The organism is Streptomyces sp. NPDC050636 (assembly GCF_040654775.1).
Classification (GTDB): domain Bacteria; phylum Actinomycetota; class Actinomycetes; order Streptomycetales; family Streptomycetaceae; genus Streptomyces.
On record NZ_JBFAIP010000028.1, the window covers coordinates 55,057 to 67,076 of the forward strand.

At 71.2% G+C, this 12,020-nt stretch carries 11 protein-coding genes and 1 pseudogene; 5 read left to right on the forward strand and 7 right to left on the reverse strand.

Annotated elements, in window-relative coordinates:
- Positions 1–211 precede the first annotated feature (211 nt).
- Positions 212–739: pseudogene (locus AB0I10_RS21390) on the forward strand (hypothetical protein); the annotation flags it as partial.
- Positions 740–1,286: 547 nt separating this feature from the next.
- Here the strand turns inward: AB0I10_RS21390 and AB0I10_RS21395 are convergent.
- From AB0I10_RS21395 to AB0I10_RS21410, 4 genes are all read right to left on the reverse strand, one after another.
- Positions 1,287–1,937, reverse strand: a complete 651-nt coding sequence (locus AB0I10_RS21395) for a hypothetical protein (RefSeq protein WP_363154118.1) — start codon at positions 1,935–1,937, stop codon at positions 1,287–1,289.
- 66 nt (positions 1,938–2,003) lie between these two features.
- Positions 2,004–2,705 (reverse strand): ribonuclease HII, encoded by a 702-nt coding sequence (locus tag AB0I10_RS21400; RefSeq protein WP_363154119.1) that lies wholly within the window; start codon positions 2,703–2,705, stop codon positions 2,004–2,006.
- Positions 2,706–2,941: 236 nt separating this feature from the next.
- The gene (locus tag AB0I10_RS21405; RefSeq protein WP_363154120.1) at positions 2,942–3,850 is read right to left on the reverse strand and encodes an ADP-ribosylglycohydrolase family protein; all 909 of its coding nucleotides are present in this window, start codon (positions 3,848–3,850) and stop codon (positions 2,942–2,944) included.
- 11 nt (positions 3,851–3,861) lie between these two features.
- Positions 3,862–4,521: a histidine phosphatase family protein gene (locus AB0I10_RS21410; RefSeq protein ID WP_363154121.1), complete on the reverse strand. Its 660-nt coding sequence runs from the start codon at positions 4,519–4,521 to the stop codon at positions 3,862–3,864.
- 387 nt (positions 4,522–4,908) lie between these two features.
- Here AB0I10_RS21410 and AB0I10_RS21415 point away from each other — a divergent pair, with 387 nt between their 5' ends.
- Positions 4,909–5,634 (forward strand): TetR/AcrR family transcriptional regulator C-terminal ligand-binding domain-containing protein, encoded by a 726-nt coding sequence (locus AB0I10_RS21415; RefSeq protein ID WP_363154122.1) that lies wholly within the window; start codon positions 4,909–4,911, stop codon positions 5,632–5,634.
- A 9-nt stretch (positions 5,635–5,643) separates the two neighbouring features.
- Here the strand turns inward: AB0I10_RS21415 and AB0I10_RS21420 are convergent, their stop codons facing one another.
- The gene (locus AB0I10_RS21420; protein ID WP_363154124.1) at positions 5,644–6,249 is read right to left on the reverse strand and encodes a YdbC family protein; all 606 of its coding nucleotides are present in this window, start codon (positions 6,247–6,249) and stop codon (positions 5,644–5,646) included.
- A 157-nt stretch (positions 6,250–6,406) separates the two neighbouring features.
- The gene (locus AB0I10_RS21425; protein ID WP_363154126.1) at positions 6,407–7,819 is read right to left on the reverse strand and encodes an amidase; all 1,413 of its coding nucleotides are present in this window, start codon (positions 7,817–7,819) and stop codon (positions 6,407–6,409) included.
- Between the two features lie 141 nt (positions 7,820–7,960).
- Here AB0I10_RS21425 and AB0I10_RS21430 point away from each other — a divergent pair, with 141 nt between their 5' ends.
- Together AB0I10_RS21430 and AB0I10_RS21435 are read left to right on the forward strand one after the other, a co-directional pair.
- On the forward strand, positions 7,961–8,638 hold the full coding sequence (locus AB0I10_RS21430; protein ID WP_363154127.1) for a TetR/AcrR family transcriptional regulator: 678 nt from the start codon (positions 7,961–7,963) through the stop codon (positions 8,636–8,638).
- Positions 8,639–9,013: 375 nt separating this feature from the next.
- On the forward strand, positions 9,014–9,535 hold the full coding sequence (locus tag AB0I10_RS21435; protein ID WP_363154128.1) for a TerD family protein: 522 nt from the start codon (positions 9,014–9,016) through the stop codon (positions 9,533–9,535).
- 176 nt (positions 9,536–9,711) lie between these two features.
- Here the strand turns inward: AB0I10_RS21435 and AB0I10_RS21440 are convergent, their stop codons facing one another.
- Entirely contained in the window at positions 9,712–10,275 is a 564-nt protein-coding gene (locus AB0I10_RS21440; protein ID WP_363154129.1) for a CGNR zinc finger domain-containing protein, read from the reverse strand.
- A 263-nt stretch (positions 10,276–10,538) separates the two neighbouring features.
- Here AB0I10_RS21440 and AB0I10_RS21445 point away from each other — a divergent pair, with 263 nt between their 5' ends.
- Entirely contained in the window at positions 10,539–11,849 is a 1,311-nt protein-coding gene (locus AB0I10_RS21445; RefSeq protein WP_363154130.1) for an MFS transporter, read from the forward strand.
- Positions 11,850–12,020: the final 171 nt, after the last annotated feature.

The window sequence follows — 12,020 nt, forward strand, 5'->3', positions numbered from 1 at the left end:
GGAGGCGGGTGCGGCGGGCAGGAATATTGGCGACGCACCGGGCGATTCCGGGTCGTGGGCACGATTTGCTCGTTGCCGCATGCGTGTACGACAGGAAGAATTGGAACCGCTTCCCCGTACCGGCCGTCCGCGGTCAGGCAGGGCCATGCCGTGGTGCGCTTTCGCGCCCGGCCGCCGCCCGACGCGTGGACGCGTAGACGAAGGGAGGACCGTGGCCTTCGGCTTCGCACCGCCATCGCATGTGTCCCTGCTGGCGCCCGCCGATTCCACCGCCCGACTGAGCAGGATGCTGGAGCCCTCCGAGTGGGCCTCGGCAGGTATCCCGCTGCTGCGCAATCCCCGTGAGGTCGTCACCGGCCTGCACCACCGTCATCGTCCGGCGCCCTCGACGGCCATCGTGGCGGTGCTGGATCCGCAGGAGCGGGTGACCGCCAGCGCGTCGTTCACCGAGCCCGCGGTCGCGCCGGACGGCTGGCAGTTCCGCAATGCCCTGCTGGCGCATCTGCGCCGGGTGATCCCGCACGACCTGCGGCTGCGCGCCCCGGTCCGTACGGCCGTGCTGCTCTACTGCCGTGAGGGCGAGCCCCGTTGGACGGAGGCGGACGGGGCGTGGATGTGGGGGCTGCGCGATGCCTGCACCCTGCACGGGCTGCGCTGCGGGGCGTACATCACGCTGACCGGTGACCGCTGGCAGGTGCTGGGGGAGGGCAGGGGCGGGCGCCGCCCCAGTTCGTCGTCGCAAGTGGCGGCGCCACAAACGGAATCGGATCGTGCGACGGCAACGCATACGGAATCACCGCGTACGGATTCGTTGTATGTGACATCACCAGGCACGGATTCACCACGCACGGATTCACCGCACACGGATTCACCGCACACCGGCTCAGCACATATGGAATCACCGCACACCGGCTCAGCACGCGCGGATTCGCCGCGCACTTCGGCGCGGCTTCCGGTCACGACGGAGCGGGCGGCGATCCCGTCCCCCGCGTCGGCGGAGCGCCTCTCTCCGGGGCGGCCGTCGCCGTCCGAGCCGCCGCGGAACGGCACCCGTACGACAGCGCGGCGCTCGGGCGGCGTGGCGGGGGCTCAGCGACACACGGCGGCACACTGACCGGGCGGGCCACGCACGACCACTGGTCCGCACGCCCCGGAACCGCACAATCCACCCGCCGCAACCGCCCACCGGGCCCGGCCCATATCCCTCCGGGCACGCCAACGCGCCCGACCGGCCTGGATGGCCGACGGGCTGCGTTGAGCGGGAGCAGCCGTAACTGCGGTGGCTGCTAGGCGTTCGCGCCGAGAACAGCGTTGATCCGCTGCGGGTCGCCGCAGACGATCAGCAGCACTCCGGCACGGGCCATCGCCGCGGGCAGGGCCCGCGCGGTGACCTCGTCCGAAGCACCGTTGACGGCGACGACCACAACGGGCCTGCCGGTGGCGCGCTCGGCCGTGGCGTCCGCGTAGAACACATCGTCCGCGGCGTCGTGTTGGGCCCAGTAGGACGCCTCACCGAAGGACAGCTCGTGTGCGGCCCACGGGTGGGTCTCGCCGGTGGTCAGCACCAGGATCTCGCCCGGCGCACGCCCGGAGTCCAGCAGCAGATCGACGGCCTCATCGGCGGCGTCGATGGCGCCGCCGGCGGGTGCCGGGATCAGCTGGAGCTGCGCTCCTGCGGCGGGGCCGGTGTCACCGGCAGCGGGCTGCTGGGAGCCGGTGCGCTGCGCCGGCGGAGCGGCGACAGGCCCACGCGGCGGGGCAGCGGGTCCGGGCTTGCCCGGACGGGCACTGGACGCGGGAGCGCCACGCGGAGGCGCGGGGCGGGGTCCGGGACCAGGAACGGGACGGGGGGTCGGCGCGGTGCGGCCGGCGGCCGGGGTAGCGCGGGGACCCGGGACACTCTCGTGAATCTGAGGCTCCTCGGGGATGAGAGGCATAAAGGGATGTCTATCAAACGTAAGTGCGGGACGCGTCATCGGGTACCGAATTCATGTCCGCACCGCTCAGAAGTCGAAGCCGAGTTGGCCACCGGCTTCCAGAGCGGCTGCTTCGGGGGTGACGCGCACCTTCTTCAGGTGCCGCCACCGGGGCAGGGCGTCCATGTAGGACCACGACACTCGGTGGTGCGGCGTAGGACCGTACTCCTCCAGGGCGATGCGATGGGTCGGCGAGGGGTAGCCGGCGTTGGCCGCGAAGTCGAAGTTGGCGTATTCCAAGCCAAGTTCGGCCATCATCGCGTCGCGTCGCACCTTGGCGATCACGGACGCGGCGGCGACCGCGATGCAGGACTGGTCGCCCTTGATGACCGTGCGGACCCGCCACGGCGCGCCCAGGTAGTCATGCTTGCCGTCGAGGATGACCGCGTCCGGCCGGACCGGCAGCGCCTCCAGGGCGCGCACGGCCGCGAGCCGCAGTGCCGCGGTCATGCCCAGGTCGTCGATCTCCTCCGGGGAGGAGTGCCCCAGGCTGTAGGACGTGACCCACTCGCCGAGCACGTCGCACATCTCGGTGCGGCGTTTGGGTGTCAGCAGCTTGGAATCGGTGAGTCCGGTGGGCGGCCGCCGCAGACCGGTGATGGCTGCGCAGACGCTGACCGGACCGGCCCAGGCTCCGCGCCCGACCTCGTCGATACCTGCGACGATCTTGGCGCCCGTGGTGGCGCGCAATGATCGCTCAACGGTATGGGTGGGGGGCTCGTACGGCATGGCGCCAGCAAGGTTACGCCCTTTCGGCGCGGCCGTCCGCATCGGATCCGGACCGCGTGCGAAATGACGCCGGCGACCGCGCCGGCGGCACCGGCCGACGGGGCTACCGGCAGGTATGCGGACGGGAGCGCGGGCGGTGCGGCGGCGTGGCGCGCGGTGCTGCGCTCTCGGTGCCAGCGGGGCGGCCGGCAGGTGAAGTCGGTGTCCGGCGGTGCCCGTTGGGGCGGGCGGCCCGGTCAGTCGGCGAGGGCCGGCGCCCAGGACGGGAGGGACTCGGTGCCGTCCAGCCATGCGCGGGGCGGGGCGCCGTCGCTGCTCGACGCGACGATGCCGCCGACGATGGCGCAGGTGGTGTCCACATCGCCGCCGGCCTGCGCGGTGGTCCAAAACGCGTTCTCGTAGTCGCCGAGATGGCGGGCGGCCGCCCACAGGGTGAAGGGGACGGTGTCGTGGGCGCTGGTGCGCCGTCCGCAGCCGAGGACGGCGGCGACGGTGCCGGAGTCGGCGTAGTCGAGCATGTCCCTGGCCCGGCGCAGCCCGGCCTGTACGGCGCTGCGCGGGATCAGCTCCAGCACGCCGTCGAGGAGCTCGGCGGGGCCGATACGGCGTGACGGGTCGGCCACCAGAGCGGCCGCGGCGGCGACGGCCATGGCACCGACGACGGCCTCACGGTGCTGGTGGGTGGTGTAGGCGGAGATCTCCGCCTGGTGCGTGGCTTGCTCGGGGTCGTCGGCGTACCAGGCGCCCAGGGGGGCGATGCGCATGGCTGCGCCATTGCCCCACGAGCCCTGGCCGTTGAAGAGTCCGGATGCCAGCTCGCGCCAGTCGCCGCCTTCACGGATCAGCCGGAGCATGCGGTTGACGGCCGGGCCGTAGCCACGATCGAAATCGTGGTGGTCGGCAAAGGAGCGGGCCAGTGCGTCCTGGTCGATCCGGGCGTGGGTGGTGAGCACCGACAGCACGGAACAGGCCATCTCGGTGTCATCGGTCCACTGCCAGGGAGTCGGCGGCAGCTCACGGCGCTTGAGGGAGGGGTAGTGAGCGGGGACGAAGAACTGGGATCCGAGGGCATCGCCCACGGAGAGTCCGCGCAGGCTGGCCAGGGCCCGCTCACAGCGGTCTGCGTCACGGTGGTCGGCGGTCATCGGTGTGCACTCTAACCGGTGACGCCATAAGGCTCGGGTTCACACCAGCGTGCAAACGGCCGATCGAGCGAGTAGCGCCCGTCCGGGCCGAGGAGCAGGCTGCGCCACTCCGCATTGCCCGGGTTGGACAGTGACTCGAATTCCGCCACCGACCAGTGGAACCACCGCATGCAGAACAGACGCATGGTGAGGCCGTGCGTGACGATCAGGACGTTCGGTGGGTGGTCCGGGGCCTCGAAGCTGCGCCACAGGCTCTCCAGGAACGCCCCGACCCGGTCATAGACGTCCGCGCCGGACTCGCCCTGGGCGAAGCGGTAGAAGAAGTGGCCGTAGGCATCGCGGTAGGCCTTCTGGAGGCGTACGTCGTCGCGGTCCTGCCAGTTTCCCCAGTCCTGCTCGCGCAACCGGGGCTCCTCGCGGACCCGGACCCTCTCCGGGGCCAAGCCGAGCTCGTGGAAGGTCTGATGGGTGCGGCGGTAGGGCGATACATACGCGGAGACGCGTTCGTCGCCGAATATCTCCCGAAGTGAGCGACCGGCCTCCTCCGCCTGCCGCAGCCCGGTCTTCGTGAGCCGGAGCGCATGGTCGGGCTCCCGCTCATACACGGTGTCGTCGACGTTCCCCTCCGACTCTCCATGGCGGATGAGAACGATGCGTCGGGGCCGGGCCATGCCGCCACCCTAAAACGCCTGCCCTGTACATGCCGCACGCTGCTACCGTCACGGCCGTGTTCGCGCTGCATAACCCCCCTTTCTTCACACGCCTGCGGTCCGCGCAGCGGGTACTGATCGCCGGTGCGGGCGGTGGCTTCGAGAGCCGTTGCCCCCCCCCCACGATCCCGATGCGGTCACCGGGACGTATCGACAGCGGGGCGCCGTCGAGCAGCGGTCGGTCGGCGTATGGCTCGGTGACATCACGTATCGAGATCTGGGTGGGCAAGCAATCCTCCGGTCCGGTTGCTGGGACATCCGGCCCTCGATCAAGCCGACAAGCAAACGCAACTTACGTTGCGTTACGATGATGACACGCCCAATCCACTAACGCAACGGGAGTTGCAATTGCCTGGCGAGACCGAGGCCCACGCCGCCCGAGCCGAGACCGGGGCCGCCGCGCCCACCCCCGGCACCCGGCGCCCCGGCGGACGCACCGCCCGCACGCGGGCCGCAGTCCGCGACGCCGTGCTGACCGGCCTCACCGAGCACGGCTATCCCGGCCTGACCATCGAGTACGTCGCCGAGCACTCCGGCGTCCACAAGACGACGCTCTACCGGCGCTGGGGAGACGTCGAGGGCCTGGTGGCCGACGCCCTTGATCTGGCCGGCGAGGACAGCTGGGCCCCGCCGGACACCGGCTCCCTGGAGGGCGACCTGCGCGCCCTCGCCCGGGAAGTCGTCGCGTCCTTCGCCGACCCGGCGGTCGCCGCGCCGGGCTCCGCGATGATCGCGGCCGCCTTCCAGTCGGAGCGGGCCGCCACAGCCCTGCGTGCCTATTACGTCGAACGGTTCGCGCGCTGCGAGACGATCGTGGAACGCGCCGTCCAGCGCGGGGAGTTGACTGCCACTACGAACGGCGTCGCAGACGGCTCCCGGGGCGCCGTTATCGACGCCGGCGCGCTCGCCCGCTCCGTATCCGCGCCGGTCTTCTTCCGCCTGTTCATCACCCAGGAGCCGGTTGACGACACACTCGCCGACCAGGCAGCGGCGGCAGCGCTGGCCGCCGTCCGCGCCGGGGTGTTCACCACCGGCCGCGCAGGCGCGGAACCCGCCCCCGGCGCCGCCTCCTGACCCCGCCCCTCACACCGCCCACGACGGTTCGAGCTGCACCACGTCCCCCGTGATCGCCCGCACATCCGCCGCTATCTGGGCCCGCAGGGCCAGCCGCTCCACCCGTTCCGGCCGGTACTTCCCCCGCTCGGCCGCCGACTGCCACAACGACAACACCAGGAACTCCTCCCCCGGCGCCCGCCCCAGCATCCCGCGCAGCATGCCCGGCGACCCCGCCATCGCCGGGTTCCAGACCTTCTCCTGCATCAGCATGAAGTGGTCCACCCGGTCCAGGCGCACCTGGGAGTGCGCCAGCCGCAGCACATCCGCGTCACTGAAGACCGGCCGGAAACCCACCTTCACATCGAATTCATGCTCAAAAAGCCGCACTTGATGGTCCTTGTAGGTGCCGACCTGGGCAGCCGCCAGCCGGTCGTGCGAGCGGGCCATGAAGGAGTCGTAGAACGCCCGGCTCTCCCAGAAGCCCACCAGATGCGCGACTCCCGGACGGGTCCGGCTCCACCCGCCGCACTGCCCGCGAAACCCCGGCTCACCCAGCAGCCCCGCCCATTTCCGCTGCCCCCGCTCGAAACCTCGACGGTCCACAACGGTGAGGCGAATCCACTTGACCAGCACCGCGCCATCGTACGGCCCCAGCCCGCCAGGGCGTTACTGCGCGTCACACCCCATCCACCCCGAACTCCCTTACGGGCAAGGGACGATGCCCCTTACGGTCCGGTAGGTACGGCCTTACGGACGGGCAGGCACGGCCTTACGGACGGTTGGGCACGGCTCACGGGCGGGGGTCGATGGGCGTCAGTACGCCGAACCGCCGCTCCACTGCTTCTGCCGCCTCCAGACACAGGTCCTCCCGGTAGGAGCGCCCGATCAGCTGCACGCCGTACGGGAGCCCGTCCACCACCCCGGTGGGCACGGCGACCGAGGGCACACCGACGAAGCTCGTCGCGGTGCACAGCCGCAACGCCGTCTGCACCCTCAGGTGACTCTCCGCATCACGCGCCTCCTCCCCCGGCGCGAACGGCGGATCGGTGAACACCGGCCCCAGGACCAGCGGATACTCGTCCAGGAACGCCGCCCAGTCACGGCGGATGCCCAGCCGTACGCCGGTCAGCCGCAGATACTCCCGCAGCTCCACCGGGGCGCGCCTCGCCATCCCCAACTCGATATAGCGATGACCGTCCTCCCCCAGCAGCGGCTTGACCAATGGCCACGTGGAGGCGAATTCCGTGAGCGTCATCCGGCCGTAGACCTCAAGAGCGTCATCCAGCCGCGGTACGTCCGCCACCTCGCAGACCTCGTACCCCGCTTCGCGCAACGCGTCCGCAGCGCTCTCAACGGCCTTGCGCACCACGGGATGGACGCCCTGCCCGCCGGGGTCGGTGACCATCGCCACCTTGAGGGGACGTTCCAGCGACTCCCCATAGGCAGCCACCGGCACCGCCCTCGGGTCGCGGGGATCCGCCCCTGCCAGCACTTCGTAAGCGAGCCGCAGATCGCCGACCGTACGCGCCAAGGGGCCGTCGACCACCAGCACCTGGGCAGCGAGGGAAGGGTCGTCCGGCCCGATGCGGTGATCCGCGGCGAACCGCCCGTAGGTCGGCTTCAATCCCGCGACGCCACAGAAGGACGCGGGAATACGCACTGATCCCCCGGAGTCGTTGCCGAGCCCGAGGGGCACCATCCCGCTCGCCACGGCCGCGCCGTCCCCGCCACTGGTGCCACCCGGAGTGACCGCCCGGCTCCACGGGTTGGCCGTGTCGCCGAACAGCTCGCTGCGCGTGTGGATACCGGCGAGAATCAGGGTCGGCATGTTGGAGTGCCCGATCGGGATGCCGCCGGCCGCGCGTAGCTGCGAAACCGGGGGCGCATCGGCGCGCGCCACACTGTCACGCAAGCGCTCCGCGCCGTACGTCGTAGGCACACCCTCGATGGCAGTGCTCTCCTTGACGGTGAAGGGCACGCCCGCAAGCGGCCCCAGCTCCTCGCCCGCGGCACGCCGCCGGTCGACCCCGGCCGCGTCGGCGCGGGCCCGGTCTGCGAGCAGCTGCGTCACGGCGTTGACGGCCGGATTGACCTCGGCGATCCGCTCCAGATGGGCGTCGACCAGCTCGACCGCCGTCACCTCGCCGTCCCGTACCGCCGCCGCCTGCTCGCGAGCCGCCATTTTCCACAGCGCGTTCTGCATGACCTCGCCCTCTTCACCCTCGTGTGCGTTCCGAATGCGTTCCGAATGCTGTCCGGACGCGTTCCGATGCGCTTGCATCGCTTCGCGCAATCGTAACCTTGCCATCGATACGTACGCATCGAATAAACCGGAGTGCACGGCATGCCCAAGCAGGTGGACCACGAGAGCCGGCGCCGGCAAATTGCCGAGGCCGTGTGCCGGCTCGCCGACGAGAGCGGCCTGGAGGGCGTCACCCTTCGCGATGTGGCGGCCCGCGCAGGGGTGTCCATGGGGGCCGTGCAGCGCTGCTTCCGCACCAAGGAGGAGATGCTGGTCTTCGCTCTTACACACATCGGCGAGCGGGTCTCGGCGCGTGTGGCGGCTCGGCTTGTCGCATCACCGGCCCAGTCGGCCCGTACGGTGCTGGGACACGCCACAACCGAGATCTCGCTGCTCCGGGAAGAGCATCGCGCCGAGGCGCGCGTCTGGCTGGCGTTCCTGGCTCAGGCCGCGGTGAGTCCGTCACTGGCCGAAACCCTGCGGGCCAACTACGCCGATCTGGAGACGGTGTTCACCCGGCTCATCATGGAGGCCACGGGAGCCACGAGAGCCACGAGAGCCACGAGAGCCACGAGAGCCACCAAGAGCATCGGAACAGCCACCGGCACCGGAGCGACTGACCGCGCCGGAACCCGCGACCCGGAGTGCGAGGCGCGTACTCTTCTCGCCCTCGCCGACGGCCTCACCACCCACGTACTCATCGGGCACCTCTCCCCCGACACGGCGCTGGAGGTCCTCGACACTCACCTCAACCGCCTCTGGGGAGAGTCGACGACCTGAGTTGGGGTGGCCGGTCCGGCCTGGCCCGACCGGCCGGGCCCCGGAACACACTCCTGCGGCCCTCAATAACCGCCACCCCACTGGATGGACGGCGCTATTCAGCCATCGGCCGATCCCAACCCGGTTGCCCATAACCGCACTTCACCCGGCCCGCGAGGCACCCGACATGGCACGATGGACAACCAACGGGGTGTACTGGGGGGTTGTCCGCGTGATCACGTGGGTGAGCCGTGTTTCCCCGGGAACTCGGCGGCTGTCTGACGCCCCATGGGGAGCGCGTGTCCGCCCTCGGCATCGGGCCGGACCGGCAACCGGACCGAGCGCGGAGCCGTTCCGCGCGCCCCGGTTCGACGCATTCGAAGGAAGGGAAGCCCGGTGAGCACGTTCAGCAAAGGGATCGAGAAGGTCGAGGTAACCCTCAAGTGGGACCCCAGCCCCCTCGGCGAGCCGGACCATGACCTCGACATCATCGCGGCGACGTACACGGTGGACGCGTCGCACGGCGATCCGTCCTACCTGGTGCACTTCGACAGCCGGTCGCCCGACGGCACCATCACCCTCAACCGGGACAGCCGGACCGGCCAGGGCTTCGGCCCGGACGAAATCATGACGCTGGAGCTGGACCGGCTGGCGGACACCTACGCACGTGTCGTCGTCGGGGTCGCCATCCAGCAGGGCGAGGGCAGGAGGACCTTCGGCGACATAGAGAACACCGGGGTGCTGATCCGCGAGGGGTACACGGACCTGACGGAGAGCGACTTCGCCGATGTGTCGGACGCCACCGCCGCGACCGTCGCCGAGTTCACCCGTGACGAGGCGGGCGAATGGCGCTTCCGTGCGGCGCTCCGTGGATTCGACGCCGACCCGAACACGTTCACCGGGCTGATGGGCCGTTGAAGAGCCGCGGAACGACTGCCGGAGGGCGACTGACCGACCGCAGAAGGGCTGTTGACGGGCTGCGGGCGGGCTGCGGCCGGACTTGTTGACGGACGGCAGCGGTGGGGAGGTGGCTGATGGCCGCCTCCCCTTCGCGCCATCGCCCGCCTCCTCGCCACCACCATCGGAGACCGCCGCTACCCGCCCTCCCGCTTGCGGCGCCGATGGGCCGCCACCCGCTCCCGTGAAGCGCAGGCGGTCGAGCAGTAGCGGCGGGCGCTTCCGGGTCCGGTGCCCAGATAGAGGGTGGCGCAGCGGGAGGCGGCGCACTCGCCCCAGGGGACGCGGCCGTATTCCGTGAGGATCTGAGCCAGCGCCAGGGCACTGGACGCAAGGAACCAGTCGGCCCAGCCCGCGTCTTCACCCCGGTCGACATGCAGGTGCCAGGAATGGCCGCCGTGCCGGGACAGATGCGGGCGGGCGCCGCATTCGGCCAGCAGCGCGTTGATGGCGTGCGCGGCCCGGTCGGTGTCGGTCTCGGCGAGGATGCGGGCAACGCGGTGCGCGGCGGTCCGCAGGCCGTCCGCATCGTCCTCCGAGAACGACTGCTCGGTCAGATCATCCGGGCCCTCCCCATGGAGCGCGAGCAGATCGGCCAACGCGTCCCGCGACAGGCCGGGGGACGCCCGGACCGCGTTCGCGAGATCGATCAGGCGGCGAGCGGGCCGGAATCCTCGCTGGATCGCTGCGTCACCACTCACCTCGGGTCCGCTCCCTCTCTGTCGGCGGCTTACCAACGGCCCTACCAGCGGCCCTGGCCACGGCCACGGCCCGTCATCGACCTCAGCCTCGACACCAACCTCGACGTCAACCTCGCCAACAACCCTGCTGACAGGTCGAATTCTCCAGGCCTCGCGCCCTGACGGACACATCCCATCCCAGTGTAACGTCTTGCTCTATAAACCCGTTACGGGCGAGAGATAGGGCAGCAGCCAGCCCCACCCCCGCGAGCTTGGAGATCCCCATGCACCAGCGGCCCGCAGCATCAGGGTTACGGCTCTATCTAGCAACCGCGTTCCTCGCCCGGCTGGCGGAGGAGGGCATGGCCGTGGCGGTGGTGATGCTCGCCCTGCATCGCACCGGAAGCGCAGCCGGGGGCGCCTTCGTCCTCACGGCCTGGATGGCGCCACATGTGCTCGCGGCGCCCCTGGTAGGTGCCGTCGCCACGCGGATCCGGCGTCCCCGGCTCTTCTACCTCTGCGCCTTGGGCGGATTCGCCACGGCCATCACGGCTCTGGCAGTGATCATCGGACGGGCCCCCGTACCGGTGACGCTGGCCGTCGCCCTGGCCGGTGGCAGCTGCGGCCCGGCGGTCTACGGCGGGCTGTCCAGCCTGATCGCCGGGCTCGTCCCGGAGGGCGCGCCGCGGGACCGTGGCTACGCGCTGGACGCAGCGGTCTACAGTGCCGCGTCGGTGGCCGGTCCCGCGGCCGTGAGCGTCGTGGCGGGGCTGGCGTCGCCCGGCCCGGCGATGGCGCTCCTCGGCGGGGCGGCGGCCGTTGCAGCGGCGCTGGCCGCCGGGCTGCCGTACGGGGGCACCGGACTGCCGGCCCTCGCCAAACCGCCGGACGGGGCTTCCGAGGAGACATACGGGACGCACCCCCGCGGGACGGCACCCGAGCCGGCCACACTGCGCGCCGACCTGATGGCGGGCATAACGGCGATCCGGCGCATCCGCGAACTGCGCGCGATCACCGCCGCCACCTGCCTGGCGTACGGCGGAATCGGCGGCCTGGCCACCACTACGGTGCTGCTCGCCGACCACTGGGGCAGCCCGGGAAACGGAGGCATCCTGATGACGGCCTTCGCCATCGGGATGCTCATCGGCTCCCTGGCCGTGGCCAGGTGGCAGCCCCCGGTCACGGTCCAGCGTCTGGCGACCCTCGCCCTGTTCGGCACCGGCCTCGCGCTGGCCGCCGCCGCGCTGGTTCCCTCAACACCCGTCGGCACGGTGCTGTTCGCCCTCGCGGGACTGTGCGACGGTCCCCTGCTGACCGCGACCCTGCGCATCCGGGCCGACCACGCCCCGCCGCGCGCACGGCCCCAGGTCTTCACCCTCGGCGCGGGCCTGAAGATATCGGCGGCGGCCTGCGGAGCCGCCCTCGTCGGAGTGGCCGCCGCTCTGTCTCCGCCCCTGCTGCTGCTCGGCATCGCGGCCCTCCAGCTCGCTGCCGGGCTCCTCTACACACTCACCCGGTCACGCACGGACCACGATGCCCTCTCCCCACAAGCGGCGAACCGGGCTCCGAACACACACCGCCCGGCTGCCCCTTGATCCCTCAACGTGCCCTACCACGGAGGAACTTGTGCCTGCCCTGCCCTGCCCTGCCCTGGGCGGCTGGCGGCTGGCGGCTGGCGGCTGGCGGCTGGCGGCTGGCGGCTGGCGGCTGGCGGCTGGCGGCTGGCGGCTGGCGGCTGGCGGCTGGCGGCTGAGAACGGTGATGCA

Bases quoted from the DNA above. Each gene is read 5' to 3' on its own strand.
- AB0I10_RS21400 (WP_363154119.1), bottom strand. From the start codon at position 2,705: ATGCCGTACGAGCCCCCCACCCATACCGTTGAGCGATCATTGCGCGCC.
- AB0I10_RS21410 (WP_363154121.1), bottom strand. From the start codon at position 4,521: ATGGCCCGGCCCCGACGCATCGTTCTCATCCGCCATGGAGAGTCGGAG.
- AB0I10_RS21445 (WP_363154130.1), top strand. From the start codon at position 10,539: ATGCACCAGCGGCCCGCAGCATCAGGGTTACGGCTCTATCTAGCAACC.
- AB0I10_RS21430 (WP_363154127.1), top strand. From the start codon at position 7,961: ATGCCCAAGCAGGTGGACCACGAGAGCCGGCGCCGGCAAATTGCCGAG.
- AB0I10_RS21405 (WP_363154120.1), bottom strand. From the start codon at position 3,850: ATGACCGCCGACCACCGTGACGCAGACCGCTGTGAGCGGGCCCTGGCC.
- AB0I10_RS21425 (WP_363154126.1), bottom strand. From the start codon at position 7,819: ATGCAGAACGCGCTGTGGAAAATGGCGGCTCGCGAGCAGGCGGCGGCG.
- AB0I10_RS21395 (WP_363154118.1), bottom strand. From the start codon at position 1,937: ATGCCTCTCATCCCCGAGGAGCCTCAGATTCACGAGAGTGTCCCGGGT.